An 18051-nucleotide genomic window follows, 5' to 3' on the forward strand; every position below is an offset into this window, starting at 1 on the left:
CCCCAGAAGCCCGGTTCACTTGATTGCGCCGGGCTTCTGTACCAAACAGAGAAAAAGAGAGGTTACTTTTCGGAAGAGTTGATACGGTGGCGGCTGCGTACAATCACCGTCTGCATGACGATGAACGCACACAACAGCAGCGCAATGATGATTCTTGTCCACCAAGCAGACAACGTGCCTTGAAATGTAATAAAGGTTTGGATAATACCCTGAATCAGCACGCCGAACAGTGTGCCGGGCAGGAACGCGACGCCGCCAGACATCAGCGTGCCTCCAATGACAGATGACGCGATTGCATCCATCTCCATGCCCACCGCATGAAGCGGATAGCCCGAGAGCATAATCAGTGAATAAACGACACCTGCCAGCGCGGAGCAAAAGCCAGACACCATATAGGTTGCAATTTTAGTCTTTTTGGTGGGCAGCCCCATTAACTGTGCCGATGATTCACTGCCGCCAAGCGCATAGATATTACGTCCGAAACGTGTATATTTGAGTACCAATGTCGCTACAATCAGCGCGATAACCGCAATCACCACACCGACCGAAATAAAGGCCTTGGGAGCAAGATAAATGCGTGCAGAAGCAACTGCGGTATAGGTTGGGTTGGTAATATCAATTGTTTCGCGTGAGATAATTGCCGTTAAACCCCGTGCAAAAAATTGCCCAGCTAACGTTACAATAAACGGTTGCATATCAAACTGTGCAATCAACCAGCCCTGTACCAGACCAAAGAGTAAGCCGATGGCCAGCGCAATAATCGTGACGATGCCTGCACCCAACTGTGTGTTTGCAAGCAGTTGCGCAGTTGTCATACAAGTCAGCGCAACAACCGAACCAATCGAAATATCGATTCCGCCAATCAGAAGCACAAAGGTAATGCCGATGGTCGCAATAATCAGCGCTGCATTGTCAATGAATAAATTGCAGAATACCTGCGGTTTTAAGAAACCCTTATAACTCATCATACCGATGACATACAGTACAAGAAACAGCAGGGCCGTGATTCCAAAAGAAAAGTACCGCGAACCTACGATTCGGTTTTTCATGTTTTTCATATCTGTGTCACCGCCTTTTTCTCTGCTTTGCCGGCAAACATCTTTTTAAACTGCTCTGACTGCAATAAGCAAATCAGAATCACCACAATCGCCTTGCATACCGGAAGCTGTTCCGAGGAAACACCAAGCGCATACAGCGTAGTCGTCAGCGTTTGGATGGTGATTGCGCCAATAATCGAGCCGCCAATGTAGAATTTTCCGCCCGTCAGCAGCGTACCGCCTAGCGCCACTGCCAAAATCGCGTCCAGCTCCATGTTCAGACCGGCGTTATTCGGGTCTGCTGCCGCAATCATCGAAGATTCCATCAGACCCGCAATCCCCGCGCACATGCCCGAGAACACATACACCATGAAGATAATTGAAGTTACCTTCAGTCCGGTGCGGTGCGAAGCCTCCGCATTGATGCCGACAGCCTGTACAAACATACCGACCGAAGTCTTTTTCTGGATCAAAACAACCAGTACTACCATGGCTGCCGCGATAAAAATCGTCGTCGGAAGCGGACTGCCGGGAATGGTGTTGCCGATATAAGTAAATGGTTTGTAGTAAACCGTGATATTCTGCCCCTTGGTAATCAGCATTGCTATGCCACGACCCGCCGTCATCAGAATCAGAGTCGCTACCATGGGCTGTATCTTCAGTTTGGAAACCAGAAACCCATTCCACACGCCGCATATCCCGCACACAATCACTGCAATCACGCAAGCAAGCAGCAGTGGCATCTGTGTTGTACCATCTCCCGCACCGCCAATCAACGAGCAACACACTGCACCCGAAATCGCGATAACCGAGCCCTGCGAAATATCAATACCGCCCGTTGCAATGACGAAAGTCATGCCCATGGAGAGAATGACCAAAATGGAGGCACGGTTCAAAATATCAATGATGCGGCCAAACAACTGTCCATTTTGTATTTGGATAGAAAAGAAACCCGGTGTGGCAAACGCATTGAAAATCAACAGCAGCACCAGTGCAAACACCGGCAGAAACAGGTGATGCGAAGTCATTTTCTTAATTTGGTTCATTGTCACACACCTCCTGCAATGGCCGCCATGACACGGTCAGGATAGATCTCGTCACCGGAAAGCTCCGTAACTTTTTTCCGATCGCGCAACACCGCTAACCGCGTACAGGTACGCGTCATCTCATCGATTTCGCTCGATATGAAAATGATGGCCATTTGTTTTTCTCGCGCCAAACGGATGACCATTTTTTGAATTTCTGTTTTCGTGCCAATATCAATGCCGCGTGTCGGTTCATCGAGAATGAGCAGGTTGGGTTCGGTCACGAGCCATCTGGCGATGATTGCCTTTTGCTGGTTGCCGCCTGATAGATTCTTAATCAGCTGTTCCGGAGAAGATACCTTGATTTGCAGCAATTTTATGTACTCCTCCGCGATACGCTCCTGTTCCTTCATCGGAATATGGCTCCACATACCGTTTTTAGCCTGCAAACCGATAATGATGTTCTCCCGTACCGTCAGGTCACCAATGATGCCCTGCACCTTTCGGTCCTCCGGACAAAATGCGATTTTATGGTGCATTGCGTCTAGCGGTGTGGCAAAACGGATCTCACTGCCGCCTAATTTCAGCGTGCCCTTTTCCGGCTTGGCCACGCCGAACAGCAGCTCCGCAGTTTCTGTACGCCCTGATCCCAGCAGTCCTGCGAAGCCAATGACTTCGCCCTTATGAACCGTTAAATCGAAATCCTTGATGCGTCCAAACGCAGTCAGTCCTTTCGCCTCAATCAGCACCTCGCCGCGTTCTGCGGCATCGTTTTTACCCATGCTCTGGATATCGCCTAACTCCTTGCCGATCATTTTTGAAATGAGTTCCACACGCGGCAGCTTTTCAATTTCGTACGCACCAACCAATTCGCCGTTTCGCAGCACGGTCACGCGATCGCACAGTTCATAAATCTGGTCTAAGAAATGTGAAACAAAGACAACCCCTAACCCCTGCTTTTTCAATCCACGCACCACATCAAACAGTCGGCTTGTTTCGTTCTCGTCCAACGAAGAGGTCGGCTCATCTAAAATCAGCACCTTTGCATCGACATCTACCGCACGGGCGATTGCAATCATCTGCTGTACTGCAACCGAGTAATTATCAAGCGTTTTCGTAACGTCAATTTCAAGATTTAATTGTTTCAGCAGCTCCGCTGCTCGTCTGTTAATTGTTTTCCAGTCAATACGTCCGGCTTTCCGCGGCTCGCGGCCGATAAAAATGTTTTCTGCCACTGTAAGATTCGGGCAAAGGTTCACTTCCTGATACACTGTGGAAATATTGCACTTTTGCGCCTCCAGCGGACTGGACGGCGAGATGGATTTCCCATCCATTAAAATCTCTCCGCCATCTTTGGGATATACGCCGGTCAGAACTTTAATCAGCGTGGATTTCCCCGCCCCGTTTTCACCCATTAGCGCATGCACTTCGCCCGCGCGCAATGTAAAGTCCACGTTTTCCAGCGCACGCACACCGGGAAAGTACTTTGAAATCCCTCGCATGGTTAGCAAAACTTGTCCTGTCATCGATTTTCACGCCCTTTTCCTATGATTTTGCAAAAGAAAACCACTTCCGACAGCGGGATGGGCGATGCTCGCCCGATTCCCGCTGCGGGGTGGTAAAAGTCATTTCGCCGATTAATAGGTACGGTTCGGCAGCTCCTGCGCCGCAGTATCCGCCGGGAAGATACCTTCTTCCACCTCAATGGTTTCCGGCACGCTCTCTCCGTTTGCAATCTTCATAGCGGTATCCATCAGCAGTTCACCGAAGTTTGGCGTGTGCTCAACCGCACAGTTCATCTTACCTTCAATCATCGCATTGAACGCACCCTTGGCAGCGTCAATAGAAACAATGACGATATCCTCGCCCGGTTTCAGACCGGCCGCCTCGATTGCCTGAATCGCGCCGAGTGCCATATCATCATTTGCAGCGAATAGGATATCAATCTTATCCCCGTCGGATTTGAGGAAAGATTCCATGACTTCTTTGCCCTTTGCGCGGGTATATTCGCCGGTCTGCGAGCACAGAACCGTGTATTTGCTTCCATCCTCAGCAGATGCAATCGCATCATTGAAACCCTTGAGTCGGTCCGCTGCAACAGAGGAACCGACCGTACCCTCCAAAATGGCAATCTGGAACTGCTCGCTGCCGCCACGCGGCGTCTTATTCTGTTTTTTCATGTATTCATCGATCCAATTGAAGGCATTTTGACCTTCTTTCAGTGCGTCGGCAAAAATATGGGTGACATACAGCGAGGGATCAGCCGTGACGCCGCGATCGACCAGTACAACCGGAATTTCCGCGTCCTTTGCCTCTTGCAGCACGGTATCCCAGCCAGTCTGTACAATCGGGCAGAACGCAATGACATCCACGTCCGACGCAATAAACGAGCGAATCGCCTTAATCTGATTTTCCTGTTTCTGCTGTGCATCGGAAAACTGAAGCGTTACTCCCGCCGCTTCGGCAGCCGCTTTGATATTCTCCGTGTTAGCGGTACGCCACTCACTTTCAGAGCCAACCTGTGCAAAACCTACCGTAATGTCCGAAGCCTGCTTCTGCGCGCCCTCGGCTCCAGTGTCTGCGTTTGTGTCCGCACCACCGCCACCGCAGGCCGTAAGGGAAAATGCCATCGCACCCGTTAGAAGCGCCGCCAAAACTCTGTTCTTTCTCATCATGATTCTCCTCCTCTTTTTTGCGGTCATGAACCATTACCGCATCCAGTGTTTTTATTATAGTAAGAAACCCTATCTTGCGAAATTGACAATGCACTGTATTTTTTCAGGTTTTTACATCAAAAGTTCCGCCGAATTGGCGGAACTTTTGATATTTTACGGCAAAACCCTGTTTTCTTCCGGTTTGGCAGGAATACGCAGTATAACACGAGTCCCTCTCCCCTGCGCCGATTCAATTTCGATACCGTATTCCGGGCCATAGGCAAGCTGTACCCGTTTTTGTACATTAGATAAACCAAAGCCACCGCCAATCGGATTTTTATCTGCAATCGCCCGCCTTAGACGCAGTAGTGCTGTCTCATCCATCCCGCAACCGTCATCGGACACCACCACCTCGATGGTCTCTCCGTTTCGCCGTATTTCCACCCAGATTGTTCCGCCGCCTCTTTGGCGCTCTATTCCGTGGTACAACGCGTTTTCAACCAAGGGCTGCAGTGTCAACTTTTGAATTTCATTATCCAGCACCGCTTCATCCACACACACTCGATAAGTCATGATATCCATATACCGCACCTGCTGAATATACAGATAGCTTTGAATGCAATCCAGCTCTTCCCGTATGGTAACAACCGCACGCCCTTGGCTGAGCGCCACGCGGTAAAAGCGTGACAGCGACTGTACAACGCCCACTACCTTCTCCTTATCGCTTGATTCTACAAGCCACACAATAATTTCGAGTGTATTGTATAGAAAGTGTGGATTAATCTGTTCCTGCATCAGCCGCAGCTCCAGTTGTTCCCGCGTCCGCGTATCCTCCTGAAGCTTTGTCATCAATCGCTGCAGTTTTTCGACCATGCGGTTAAAGCTCTCATTGAGCACCGTAATTTCGTTTTTATCTGCACTTTCCACGCGAACGCCAAAGTCGCCCTCTGACAAACGCTTGGTATTCTCGACCAACTGCTCAATCGGCCCGCTGATACTTTGGTCGATCATAATCTGTATCAATGCCATGGTCAGCAAAATCAGCACCGCTGTTCCCGCGTCACCAATCAGAATCTGCCGGGCGCGCTGCTGTATCTGCTGATCCAATTCATCCATATAGGTTAATTCCAAATAGATATACTCGTTCATCTGCTCGCCAATCAAACTTGATACATCGCGAATCTGCTCAAGCGTTGCATTCTGCTCAACTAACGACACCCCCATCATTGATTGCCGGCGCAGCTGGCTACAGTATTTTTCAAGAGTGCCCAGCGTCCGCGCTGCAATGCGCAGCTGTTTCCGGTTTTTTTCTATAGTAGATCCCTGCTCCAGTTGACTCAAGCTGTCGCTCACTTCCGTCACATAGTCAAACAACATGGTTGTCTGCAAAGTTTCGCGCCCTGCGACCACATAATATGCTTCCGTGCCGATCAGTTCCCGTGCAATCGGCACAAGACTGTTTGCCGTGGCAATACGCGATGCTATCACATGGTATTCCCTCAGAAAGCTCTGCGTTGAAAAGACAGTTGTCAGGTTGATAGCTGCCATACCGATTACCATAACAAGAAACCCAAACAGCATTTTATATCGAATACTGCGCTGACGTATTCGGTCGGACAAGCGGTGTATCAGGTTCATTTTTCACACTCCCGCCGATATTGTCCTGGCGACATGCCAGTTACCTTCTTGAACAACATACTGAAATAATTCATGTTGAGATAGCCGACATGTTCCCCGACCTCCGAAGCGCGGAGATTCGTGGTGCAGAGCAGCCGCTTGGCCTGACGAATTCGAATATCGGTTAAATACTCACTGAAACCGACGCCGGTCTTCTCCTTAAACACAGTGCTAAAGTGGTTTGGGCTGAGATGCACTGCGTCTGCCACCGTGGTGAGCGAAAGCGCTGCATCCATAAAATGTTGCTCAATGTACTGACGCGCCTGCTCTACGGCCGGGGTGTAGCGGCTCATACCCGTGTGGCTGCGTGCCGCCATCGCCTGCCTGCACAGATTGCATCCAAACGAAATAAAATCGTCTGCAGAAGAATCTGCCGCGATTCGCTTTTCCAAGATATCGTTTTCCGTCAACACTGCCGGAACCTCCATATGTATCTCACCCGCGAACTGCCTGATTACAAAAAACAGCTCCGTATAAAGATAGCACCGATAAATAAACGAAGCAAATGCACCTTCGATTGCCGGACGATAATTTTCCCAAAACGCTTCTACTGAGGATGCCTTACCCGTTCGGAGAAAATCAAGCAGAGCGTCATTTTCAAACGGCGCCGACTCAGACAGCCCCGCGGTCTTGCATTCGCTGTGTTGTCGTCCACACCGTAGATTTGCCGTTTGATAGGATTCCGCAATATCACTGAGGCGATGCACGATCGCCCCCTGCGTCCATTGCAGCTGCAGGGATTGCCGTGCAGCTGCGTCTTGCACCCGTTTCTTCAGCCGCTCTTGCTTTTGCTCCAGAGCAGCGTCATCCTCCGCCTGCAGCAGATATACGATTTTCGTTCCGTCAAAGCCCGATGCCAACGCATCCGGCGTGTCATACAGAATACGCCGTGTGGCTTCATTCCCAGGCTCGGCTGACGGAGTCAGTCCGGCCATGGTCACACAGTAAGCTGATGCGGCCAGCGTAATGGAAAGCTGCTCAGCACGGCTCAGAATCTGCCGTGTTCCGGACAAAAAGCCGCTGTATAGGCTGCTGAAGAAAACTTCCCTCTGCACCTGCGCCTGACCGCTCCGTTCCTGCCGTTCCTCGCGTGCATCTTCGATGGACCCGCGCACCTTATCTACAGCGCATATAATATCTGTGGACGAAATTGGCTTAAGCAAATAGTCACTGATGCCCAGCGAAATCGCTTGGCGGGCATAATCAAACTCATTATATCCACTCAGGATAATAATTTTAGTATCCGGCAGCTTATTTCGCACAATCTGCGCCAGCTCCAACCCATCCATAAATGGCATTTTGATATCGGTCAGTAGAATATCCGGCTTTTTCGCTAATATCTGCGGCAGCGCAATCTCACCATCCGATGCGTCGCCTAAAAACTCAATCCCATTTTCTTTCCATTGTACGTTCTTCTTGATGCTTTCTCGAGGAATCCGCTCATCCTCAACCAAAAACACAGAAATCATTTCTCCCCGCCCCCATACACACGATTGCCGCACAGCAATCTCAATCCGCTGTTTCGCATTGGTAATGTTTTCAGTATAGCACGAATAAATTTGCAATTCCACATTGTATTCCGCACTACAACGCACCGTTTAAGTCTTGCGCGGTCACACTTCTTCGTTGTTATAAAAGCATTAACCCTCTAGTGCTGTATTTTTCTCGTGGACGGTGTGTCATACGGTACAAGCGCGATTCTTACTTGTTTTCCATCATGCGCTATGAATCAAAAGAATCGCCTTACAACAAGCATCTCGTTGCAAGGCGATCCTTCAGCTTTTTTACTGACCGCATAGGGTCAGCGCCAACAGTACAACCGCAGATACCGACAATACTGTGCCAATTATGCGCGTCAATCTGGTCACACCGCTGATGCTCATTGAATGAAATGATTCAAACGAGGACACCGGGTACGGCATCAGCAGAAACGCCAGTCCTGCCACAAGCTGCCCAATATATGCGCCAAGCATATGCAGCGAATCGGTCCCTCCGAAAAATGCGCTGATAACAAAGCCTGTTCCACCCACAAAAATCAACAGGTACATCGCGGTTTTAAACCGCTTGTCGTTTTTCACATATTGCTCGGTTCGGGTGCGGCATTGCTCGCTGCAGACTTCGAACGAACGTGTATGGACTTTGGCCTGAACCGGCTTCTCCGGCAGATCTCTGCCGCAGTAAACGCATTTTTCCATCATACTCTCCTTACTTTTGCCGATAATGCTGAAAGGACTCCAGCACAACTTCAATTTCATGCTCTGCGAGCAGCTTTGGCGTTCCCGCAACGCGGGTGCGGTAGTACAACTCGGCGCAAAATTCAATTTGCTCCGCTACATCCATAGTATAGCTGATGTTACCCCCACAGGCAAGCAGGCCGTGGTTGCCCAGCAGGCAGGCGTAGTTCTCACCCATAGTGTCATACACGCACTGCGCCAACTCGTAGGTTCCGAACTGGACATAGGGTGTGCAGGGCACCTCTCGACCTGAATAGGCAATCAGATAGTGTAGCGGTGGAATCGGCCAACCCAAACAGGCGAGTGTGGTGGCAAACCGCGAGTGCGTATGTACAACCGAGCGAATGCCCGGCCTTTTCTGATAGAAAATGCGATGCATATCCACCTCGCTCGAGGGTTTGCAATCCCCGTCCGCCTTTTCACCGTCCGGCGTCATAACAACCACATCCGACGGGGCGGTTTTAAAATAATCTGTACCGCTTGGGCTGATGGCGAACAGATTCTCTTTTTCATTATAAACGCTTAAATTACCGAACGTGCCTACTGTCAGGCCGCGTTCCAGCATTTTTCTGCCATATTCGACAACCTGCTCCCGTTCCTGTTGCAGCAGCATAGGGGCTCCTCCTTTTATTCCGCTTCCAAAGTAATGTCTGCAGCATTCACCACGCGGTTGCACACACCCTGTTTCAAAAATCGATCCGCTTCGCGCAAAAGCATAAAGGGCGACTGCGGGATGGCATCCACCGTCGTCCCCGCAATATGCGGTGTGACCAGCACGTTGTCCATCCTAAGCAGCGGATCATCCGGTGCAAGCGGCTCCGCATCGAATACATCCAGTGCCGCGCCCGCCAAATCTCCGCGCCGCAGCGCCGCCGTCAAAGCCGGCTGATCAACCAAGCCACCGCGCGCCGTATTAATGAAATATGCCGTCTTTTTCATACGAGAAAAATAGTTTGCGCCAATGGTGTGCTCAGTCTCCGGCGTCAGTCGAAGGTGAAGCGATACAATATCCGAACGCTCAAACAAAGTTTCGAGCGAATCCACCAGTTCAATATCACCCAGACCCGATTTTTCCAGCCGTTCCAGCGAGGTATAGGCATCAAACGCAATCATCGGCACGCCAAGCGCCTTGAGCCGCCGCGCCAGTGCGATGCCCACATTCCCAAGCCCCGCCAGACCGACCAAATGGCTGTTGAGCGTCATCAAAAACGGGGAGTTATAAAAACTCTTCGACCACTCGCCGCGCTCCTTCAGGTACGCACAGGACAGCGCAATATCACGCGTCAGGGACAACATCAGCCCCAACGCAAAATCAGCCACTGGCTCGGCATTCCGGATGACGTTGATAACCGGAATATTACGCGCACTCGCAGCCGCAAGGTCAATGTGTTCCACACCACCGCGACAGGTCAAAATCAGTTTGAGCCGCGGCGCCTTATCAATCAGCGAACGCGGCACGGGACAGAAGTGCGTCACCAGAACATCCGCCGCCGCAATGGCTTCGTCCAAGCCGTCCGCATACGGCACAGCCTCCGGCCCGCCGCGCTCTACCCTGAGCTGCCGCACCGTAAATTCCTGTTTATCCGGTGAACCCCAAAAACACTTGAGGATTTCGCCGCAGCAGATTGCACTCTCGCGCAGCGCCTGCTCCATCGTTTCTGGCAGAACGAACGCATCGCCCACGACTACGATTCGCTGCGGCGTCTTTGTCATATTGTTCATCATCTGCATTTCCTCTTTTCAGCAGGATGAGCCGCTGCCGCATAGCGCAGCAGCGGCTCATCAAAGGATGTTTTGTCGTCAGCCGATTCTTCAGCGGATTAGCCTGCGACGTATTCGCTTGCGCTGCGCTCCAAATAGTCGATGAAGCGACCGCGATTCTTCCTGAACAGGAAGTACAGTACAAAGTAAAGCACAACGACTGCACCAATAATCACCGGATTCTGCGACCAGAATGCATAGAACAAGCCTGCGATGAGCGGGTGGCACATAATGCCGAAGCTGATAACGTAAACGCCCGCCTGCGAGAGCTGGAAGCCCGCATCTACCGCGACCTGCGTAAAGGTCGGAGCAAGCTGCGAGGCGACAATCATGCCTAGTGAGAACCAAATCGCGCCGGAAAGCACGCTCTTGGCAATATTGCCGTTGGAAATACAAACAAATACTTCAACCATGTACGGCAGCGCACACAAATCAGCCATGGGCAGAATGGTGTTGCCCGGAAGAATGAACGCAAGACCTAGCATAATCGGAATCAGAATGATACCGCTAACCAGCGTATTCGGCTCACCATAGCCGCAGGCATCATTGACCGAAAGATACCATTCGCGGCCTTCGCCTGATTTTGCCGCCTTGGATTTGTAAGCGTCGGTAAGCGTGGTAAAGGCACTTGCAAAAATGCCGGCCACTTTGGGGAATACCGCCATGATTGCCGCTGTGGAAACAGCTGCCGAGGAAACCGTGCCCCAAGCCGTCAGCGCGCCTGCGCCGAACAAGGAATTGAAATTGCCGATTACGCCGATTAACGCACCCACAATCAGGCCGATAAACATAGGCTCGCCGAGAATGCCCAGCTTCTTCTGCAGATTCTGTGCATTGAGCTTGATTTTGTTAAAGCCTATTTTGCCCAGTAGCCAGTTCATTAGCACTGCAAACGGCAGACTCTCCAGATGGTGTGGTGCGGTCATACAGCAGTTTTCGTAATCATAATAGGTCGACCAGCGCTTTGCGCAAGCCTCTGAAAACAGCAGGATGTACAGAAGCTGCATCACCATCAGCGCCATCGCAAGCAGCATATTGCCGGTCAATGCATACAGCATGGAGCCCCACACCATAAACGAGTAGTTATTCCATAAGTCGGATGCCATAAAAACATTGGTCCACTTTAGGAAAAACAGCAGCAGCTGCAGCACGATTGCTACGCCGATAAACACCAGACCTACCTGTGTGGAATAGGCGATGACCGAGGTAGACTGCCAGCCGGTATCAAGCACCGGTAGGTTGACCCCGGCGTTTTCAACCATCTGGTTGACGACCGGTGCGATAATGCCGGAATAGCTGTTGATGACGAGGTTAAAGCCTGTCAGACCGACCGCGCAAAGCAGTGCTGTCTGAAATGCCTTCTTTCCAGATACGCCCATGCACTTTGCAATCACAAACAGGATGACCGGCACGAAAACCGCCGCACCGAATGTTGAAAACACATTACTTAATCCTTGAAAAAAACTGGCCATAAAAATTTCCCCCTTACCATTTCATATTTTTGTTTTGGTATCAAACCATGCTCTCGAACCATTGCTGACGGCAATTCTTCTTATGCTTTCTCTAAAATCGCAAGGCAATCCGCGACCACTTTGTCCTCCGACAACCCGGTCAGCATGCCGACAGCCTTGACCTTGGGCACGCCGAATTCCTCATAAACCGGACTGACACACGCAATCAAATCAAACTTCTTGCCTGTAATTTCCGTTCCAATGCTGTTCGGACTGGCTTCAACCATATGCGCGTCCCAGCCCTTCTCTTTGAGTTTCTCCTTCAGCTTGCCGGCTACCATTGCCGAACTGACCGTGCCAGAACCGCAGACACACAAAATGTTACACGTTTTCATCGTCATTTCCTCCTCATTCCAATCCAAATTCATCCTATGTACTTTTGCGCGGTTTCAAATAATTCCTCTTCGCTGCCCGCCGCTCGGAAGGCCGCCACCACAGCCGGCTGTTGAAATACGCTGAGTACCTTTTGCAGCAGTTCCACCTGCTCATCCGGATTTTGAATCGCCATCATAAACAGCATTTCTGCCTGCACCTGAACCTCCGGCTCACCCATGTGTGCAAAAGTCACCGGAGATTTCAGCTGCGCGATACACACGCCCGGTTTCACCACGTGCTGTGGATCGGTATGCGGCATGGCAACCGCAATCTCCTCCAGCTGCAGTCCCGTCGGATAAATCTTTTCGCGCGCTACCACCGCATCGATATAAGTATCCCGAACGAAACCCGCCTCTAAGAAACGTTGGCCGACCTGCCGAATCGCATCCTCAGCATCCTTCGCCTCTACATTTCGTAAAATCAACTCGCGGAAGGTTTCCTGTTCCATATTTATCGCCTCCTTACTCGGTCAATCCATCAAGGAACTTAATGATTTTCTCAACAGACTGCTGTTCGCTGCCTCCCTCCGCTTCCACAACAATCTCTGCACCATTTTTCAAGCCTGCGGTCAAAATCCCAAGAATATTTTTGGGATTTACCACACCCTTATCAGTAATGAGCCGAAGGGCATCCGGTATCGTTTTGCATAGTGCCACCAACTGTCCCGCAGGGCGCGCGTGCAGACCGGTTGGGTTTTTGATGGTAAACTTTTGACTAAACATATGTTTCCTCCGTTTTGTCTTTTGGTTTTTTTTGATTCAGACTCGCTTACTTTCGTTGACAGACCCATAAAATCACGCTATACTGTGTTCATGTAATGAACATATGTTCACCGCATTTGAAAAGGAGTACATCGCATGGATAATCGAACCGATTTACTTGTACGCGTGTCCGAGTTGTACTATCAGCAAGGGCTCAGCCAGCAGGAAATCAGCCAAATCATGGGGATTTCCCGTCCCACCATCTCTCGACTGCTTGACGAGGCCAAGGATCTCGGCGTGGTAGAAATCATCGTACACAGTCCGATTCACAAGCATGCCCAGCTTTCCTGCGCCCTGCGTAACGCATTTGGACTGCGCGACGCGCTTGTATTGGCGGGTGAATATGAATACGGCAAATCGCTTAGCCGATGTGCCGAAGAAGCTGCTCATTTTCTATGCACCGTTTTGGAAAACAACCAGTCAATTGGCATTTCCTGGGGGCGCGCGCTCGAAGCGCTGTGCAATGCCATGCCGGTTACCGAATACTATAATGTAAACGTGGTGCAGATGGTCGGTTGCCTCGGTACCGGAAACCCCCGGGTGGATGGTTTGGAGCTTGCACTGCGCATCTCCAAAAAACTAGGCGGCACCTATTCAAACATTTATGCGCCAGTGTATGTTGACAGCGAGCTGGTGCACAACTATCTTATCTCAGAACCACAAATTGAGATGACGCTGAAAAAAGCGCTTTCCGTTGATATTATTGTCAGCGGCATCGGCTCGCTCGATGATCCGAACGGCTCTCTCTATCAGTCAGGCTGCTATACGGCTGAAGACCGCGCCGAGTTGATGCGCCGCGGCGCAGTATCCAGTCTGCTCGGCCGGATGTTCGACGCCGAGGGTCATGAGGTAACGTTAGACAACCGTTTTGTCATCTCCGCACCGCTCGAAGCGATGCGGCATCCGGCTTGGTCCATCGGCATCAACGTGGGCGCCGACAAGGCCGCCTGCACGCTTGCCGCAGTGCGAGGACGCTACCTCAACACGTTAGTGGTGGACGAACCGCTTGCCCGCGAGATGCTTCGACTATCCGGCCTGCCTGTTCCCGTATAGTTTCATTCTCCGCAAGAGACCCTCAGGGGTCTCTTTTTTTGCGCTCTATTTCAGCGTATCATCGCATGTGATAACACCCTTGGCTCCCTCGCCGCGCATCATTTTGTCAAAGCCATTGCGCCAATTTTCCAGTGAGTCAAATGAGGTCACGATTTTCTCTGGCACCACCGTACCTGCTGCAAGCAGTTCAAGCGATTTGACCCATGAGCTCGGTTTTTGACTGCGCGAACCGACATAAACGATTTCTTTATGCAATATTAAATCCGTCCAGATGCACTCATGTGATTCCGGGAACACGCCCATCTGCACAACCGTGCCCTTGCGGCGGACAATTTCCAGCGCCTTGTTCGCCGCTGGCACCGCACCCGAGCACTCAAAGCATTTGTCCGCGCCGACCTGATCGGTCAACCCCATTACAATCGATTTGAGATCCTCGCTCAGTTGGTCGACGCAGCGGTCAACGCCGCAGGACTTGGCAATTTCAAAGCGTTCGGCATCCTGTGTCAGGCCGGCCATAACAACGGTAGCTCCTTGGCTTTTTGCAACCTGTGACACCATTTGACCAATCGCGCCCGCGCCAAATACCACGCAAAAATCACCCGGCTGTATGTTGCCTTTTTCGATAACAGCATGCACGCCGCAGGCCAGCGGCTCTGTCAGCGCAGCTGACAGCAGGCTGACGTTGTCCGGCAGGATATGTACGCTTTCCTCGCGGCTTACTAAATACTCTGCCATTGAACCGTTGATTTGCGTGCCCAGTCCCCGTCGGCTGCCGCACAGGTTATAATCCTTTGATTTGCACATCGGACAGACCCCGCAGGTTTGAAAGGTGGTTTCGCTCGTCACGCGATCCCCTACCTTAACGCGCTTGACCTCCGGCCCTACCGCGGTGACAACGCCGGAAAACTCGTGTCCCAGCACGACCGGCGGCTTGGTACTGGGGTAGGATCCTTTAAACGCATGCAGATCCGTTCCGCAAATACCGGAATAGGCAATTTTTATCTGTACCAAATCACCCGTTGCCTCGGGCAAGGGGATTTCTTGATATTCCATTTGATCCATGCCGACCGCCGTTTTCACAACAGCTTTCACTGGTATCCGCCTCCTCTTCAATTTGATTCGTAATTGAGAATTTGTTAATTATTTCTCACACCTGTTCTTTTGGTTCGTCTCATTATATTGCGTATTTTACCAATTCGTCAAGGCTATTCTTCGCTCTAATTGTATTATTTTACTGTTTGCATAAGGCGTTCAACGAATTTTTGGCTATCTTTGACGATATTTGTTTGTTGACGTTTGTTCATTAATGTGAAATAATATTCATGCCAAGTAATCTTACGATCATTCTGTCTGCACGACCATCCGGTCTTACAGGAAAGGAGCAATCTCAATGGCGGAAAAAAACTATTCCACCGCAGAAATTCAGGAAGTAGCCACCAGCATCCGAAAGCAGATTCTCGGTGTTGCACTCAAAACAGGCGGCTGCTATTTGGCACAGGCCTGCTCGTCCGCGGACATTATCGCCGCACTGTACACGCGCGTGATGAATCTTGGACCCTCGATTGGCTGCTGGGAGCCGATTCCTTTTCCCGGTGTTCCCGGTCCCGATAACATGGATTACCAGCGGGGTTCTGCCTACAACGGTGCACCCGCTGCCGATAAGGATCGTTTTTTTGTCTCCTGCTGCCATTATGCATCAGTCATATACTGCGCTCTGGCTGCAACCGGACGCATCAGCCCCGATTGCATGGATAAATTCAACGTCGACGGTTGGAACATGGAGATGATTGGCGCCGAGCACTCGCCCGGTTTCGAAAACACCGCAGGCTCGTTGGGACAAACCGTCTCCATCGCAGCCGGCACCGCTCATGCCCGCAAACGCCGTGGAGATACCGGTAGGGTCTTTGCGCTATTGGGAGACGGCGAGCTGCAGGAAGGCCAGACCTGGGAATGTATCCAGACAGCCGGCTATTATGGCCTTGATAATTTCATTGTCATTATTGATGCAAACGGCCAACAGGTAGAAGGCAAAATTGAGGATCAGATGGCCATCGAGCCGCTGATTACTCGTTTTGAATCCTTTGGCGCGGCCTGTGTTTCCGTTGACGGTCACGATATTGACGCTTTTGCAACCGCGTTTGACACGCATCACGAAGGTCGCCCGCTCGTCGTCATTGCCCGCACCCGCGGTACGACCGGCGTGCCTCCGCTGGAAAAACATTGGCCGTTCCTGCACTTTGTCCGCATTCCCGACGCGGAGCGCGCAGAATTTCAGGCCGTTTACGACGCAATGTGAGAAAGAGGTGTTCCGAATGAAAATCGAAGTCAATACACACGAAAAAAACATGATTCGCTTTGCCAAGGAGCATCCGGAAGTTGTCGTCATGTCGGCCGACCTCGGCTCTTCGTGCGAGGTCAAAAAATTTCGCGCCGTCTACCCCGACCGCTATCTGACCATGGGCATTGCTGAGCAGAACATGTGCTCCTGGGCCGCCGGCATGGCGCGCGAGGGGTATCGTCCCTTCCTGCACACCTTTGCCGTGTTTCTGTACCGCCGCATTCTGGATCAGCTCGAAATGAGCGTTGCCTATCCCAATCTGCCGGTTGTTTTCGTCGGCTTTGTGCCCGGTATCACGACGCCTGGCGGCGTTACCCACCAGTCTATCAACGATGTTGGCGTTTTGCGTACTGTGCCAAACATGACCATTTTCGACATTGGCGACGCAACCGAAATCGAGGGCGTGCTCGATCTGGCCTATGCCTGCAACGGCCCTGTTTACATTCGCATGCTCCGCAAAGAGGTGCCGCGCCTGTTCCCGGCAAACGAACCGATGCAGTTTAACCGCGCTCGCGTTCTGTCCGAGGGCAATGATATTGTGCTGCTCTCTTCCTCCATCTGCACCGAGGAGGCGATGCGCGCTTCGGCTGTTCTGAAGGAAAAAGGCGTGTCCGTGCAGCACATGCACGTCTCTACGCTAAAGCCCTTCACCGACCCCACCATCGTTGAGGCGATTGCCAAGAGCAAATATGGTGTTGTCACTATCGAAAACCATCTGAATATCGGCGGACTCGGTTCGGCAGTTGCCGATGTGATTGCGGAAAATGGTCTCGGCAAGCGCCTGATTAAAATCGGTCTGAACAGCTACCCGCACGGCGCCTCGAAGATGTACCTGATGAAAAAGTACGGCATTGATGCCATGCATTTGGTATCGGCGGTTGAGGATTTGACCGGAAAAGTACTCGGCATCGAGGACAAGGATTTGGACGACGTTCGTTTCGTCGATTTTCTGGAGGTTTGATGTGAGCTTTCGTGCCTGCATCTGGGATTTGGACGGCACACTCTTTTATACACTGCCCACCATTCATTATTATTGCAACCGCTCACTTGCGCACTTCGGTCTGCGGGAAATCACCGTAGAGGAGTGCCAAGACCTGTGCCGCCTGTCCATCACGCAGTTTTATCAGCGGCTGCTGGAGTTGGGCGGCTGCCCATCCGAGGACATGAATCATCTCGCGCCGCGCATCCGGGATTTTGACTGCGCAAGCTATCTTGCCGATTTCACATATCTAACCAAACCGTATGACGGAATCCGTGAAACACTTACGGAGCTCAAGCAAATGGGCGTTAAAAACGCCGTGCTTACCAACAAACCTAACCAAATCGCCTGCTCGCTGGTCAACCTGTTTTTCAGCGACTTGATTGACGTGTGTATAGGACAGACACCGGAAAGCATCTCCAAACCCGACCCCCGCTCGTTGGATGCCGTGTTGCACACGCTTTCCATCAGTCGAAGCGAAGCCGTATACGTAGGTGACACCGATGTGGATATGCAAACCGCGCACAACACAGGCGTCGCCGCAGCAGCAGTTGCCTGGGGGTATCAGCCGCTTGAAACGCTGCTCTGCTACAAGCCGGATTTCGTTGTACATACCCCACATGAACTGATTTCACTGTTTTAGGAG

General features: G+C 51.3%; 18 protein-coding genes. 4 read left to right on the plus strand and 14 right to left on the minus strand.

The genetic code is table 11. The features are described 5' to 3' along the window. Positions 1 to 62: 62 nt before the first annotated feature. The 13 genes from yjfF to QOX26_RS03010 form a co-directional block, all read right to left on the minus strand. A complete protein-coding gene (gene yjfF / locus QOX26_RS02950) occupies positions 63 to 1058 on the minus strand; it encodes a galactofuranose ABC transporter, permease protein YjfF (RefSeq protein ID WP_283673398.1) in 996 nt (331 codons plus the stop codon). Further along, positions 1055 to 2083 (minus strand): ABC transporter permease, encoded by a 1029-nt coding sequence (locus tag QOX26_RS02955; RefSeq protein WP_283673399.1) that lies wholly within the window; start codon positions 2081 to 2083, stop codon positions 1055 to 1057. The genes yjfF and QOX26_RS02955 overlap by 4 nt, the downstream gene beginning before the upstream one ends. Before the next feature lie 2 nt (positions 2084 to 2085). Next, complete coding sequence (locus tag QOX26_RS02960; protein WP_283673400.1) at positions 2086 to 3588, minus strand: sugar ABC transporter ATP-binding protein; 1503 nt, start codon at positions 3586 to 3588, stop codon at positions 2086 to 2088. A 111-nt stretch (positions 3589 to 3699) separates the two neighbouring features. Continuing rightward, positions 3700 to 4737 (minus strand): ABC transporter substrate-binding protein, encoded by a 1038-nt coding sequence (locus tag QOX26_RS02965; protein ID WP_283673401.1) that lies wholly within the window; start codon positions 4735 to 4737, stop codon positions 3700 to 3702. A 153-nt stretch (positions 4738 to 4890) separates the two neighbouring features. Next, positions 4891 to 6354, minus strand: coding sequence for a sensor histidine kinase (locus QOX26_RS02970; protein WP_283673402.1), 1464 nt, complete (start codon positions 6352 to 6354; stop codon positions 4891 to 4893). Continuing rightward, a complete protein-coding gene (locus QOX26_RS02975) occupies positions 6351 to 7862 on the minus strand; it encodes a response regulator (RefSeq protein WP_283673403.1) in 1512 nt (503 codons plus the stop codon). Before QOX26_RS02975 ends, QOX26_RS02970 begins: the two co-directional genes overlap by 4 nt. A 315-nt stretch (positions 7863 to 8177) precedes the next feature. Further along, the gene (locus QOX26_RS02980; protein ID WP_283673404.1) at positions 8178 to 8588 is read right to left on the minus strand and encodes a hypothetical protein; all 411 of its coding nucleotides are present in this window, start codon (positions 8586 to 8588) and stop codon (positions 8178 to 8180) included. Positions 8589 to 8598: 10 nt separating this feature from the next. Beyond that, positions 8599 to 9240 (minus strand): L-fuculose-phosphate aldolase, encoded by a 642-nt coding sequence (locus QOX26_RS02985; RefSeq protein WP_283673405.1) that lies wholly within the window; start codon positions 9238 to 9240, stop codon positions 8599 to 8601. Positions 9241 to 9254: 14 nt separating this feature from the next. Then, a complete protein-coding gene (locus QOX26_RS02990; protein WP_283673406.1) occupies positions 9255 to 10352 on the minus strand; it encodes a 2-hydroxyacid dehydrogenase in 1098 nt (365 codons plus the stop codon). 95 nt (positions 10353 to 10447) lie between these two features. Further along, the gene (locus QOX26_RS02995; protein WP_283673407.1) at positions 10448 to 11860 is read right to left on the minus strand and encodes a PTS galactitol transporter subunit IIC; all 1413 of its coding nucleotides are present in this window, start codon (positions 11858 to 11860) and stop codon (positions 10448 to 10450) included. Between the two features lie 80 nt (positions 11861 to 11940). Next, on the minus strand, positions 11941 to 12234 hold the full coding sequence (locus QOX26_RS03000; protein WP_283673408.1) for a PTS fructose transporter subunit IIB: 294 nt from the start codon (positions 12232 to 12234) through the stop codon (positions 11941 to 11943). 29 nt (positions 12235 to 12263) lie between these two features. After that, positions 12264 to 12722: a PTS sugar transporter subunit IIA gene (locus QOX26_RS03005; RefSeq protein ID WP_283673409.1), complete on the minus strand. Its 459-nt coding sequence runs from the start codon at positions 12720 to 12722 to the stop codon at positions 12264 to 12266. A gap of 13 nt (positions 12723 to 12735) precedes the next feature. Further along, positions 12736 to 12996, minus strand: a complete 261-nt coding sequence (locus tag QOX26_RS03010) for an HPr family phosphocarrier protein (protein ID WP_283673410.1) — start codon at positions 12994 to 12996, stop codon at positions 12736 to 12738. A 135-nt stretch (positions 12997 to 13131) separates the two neighbouring features. Here QOX26_RS03010 and QOX26_RS03015 point away from each other — a divergent pair, with 135 nt between their 5' ends. After that, positions 13132 to 14088: a sugar-binding transcriptional regulator gene (locus QOX26_RS03015; protein WP_283673411.1), complete on the plus strand. Its 957-nt coding sequence runs from the start codon at positions 13132 to 13134 to the stop codon at positions 14086 to 14088. Positions 14089 to 14133: 45 nt separating this feature from the next. Here QOX26_RS03015 and QOX26_RS03020 read toward each other — a convergent pair whose 3' ends face one another. After that, the gene (locus QOX26_RS03020) at positions 14134 to 15180 is read right to left on the minus strand and encodes a zinc-binding dehydrogenase (protein ID WP_283673412.1); all 1047 of its coding nucleotides are present in this window, start codon (positions 15178 to 15180) and stop codon (positions 14134 to 14136) included. A gap of 298 nt (positions 15181 to 15478) precedes the next feature. On the opposite strand from QOX26_RS03020, the gene QOX26_RS03025 reads away from it, so the two are divergent. From QOX26_RS03025 to QOX26_RS03035, 3 genes are read left to right on the plus strand one after another with little or no spacing between them, the layout of a single operon-like run. Then, complete coding sequence (locus QOX26_RS03025) at positions 15479 to 16384, plus strand: 1-deoxy-D-xylulose-5-phosphate synthase N-terminal domain-containing protein (protein WP_283673413.1); 906 nt, start codon at positions 15479 to 15481, stop codon at positions 16382 to 16384. 16 nt (positions 16385 to 16400) lie between these two features. Further along, the gene (locus QOX26_RS03030) at positions 16401 to 17387 is read left to right on the plus strand and encodes a transketolase family protein (protein ID WP_283673414.1); all 987 of its coding nucleotides are present in this window, start codon (positions 16401 to 16403) and stop codon (positions 17385 to 17387) included. A 1-nt stretch (position 17388) separates the two neighbouring features. Then, the gene (locus QOX26_RS03035; RefSeq protein ID WP_283673415.1) at positions 17389 to 18048 is read left to right on the plus strand and encodes an HAD family hydrolase; all 660 of its coding nucleotides are present in this window, start codon (positions 17389 to 17391) and stop codon (positions 18046 to 18048) included. Positions 18049 to 18051: the final 3 nt, after the last annotated feature.

Origin of the sequence: Butyricicoccus sp. Marseille-Q5471, assembly GCF_951230135.1 — a bacterium.
In the GTDB taxonomy this organism is placed as follows: Bacteria; Bacillota; Clostridia; order Oscillospirales; family Butyricicoccaceae; genus Agathobaculum.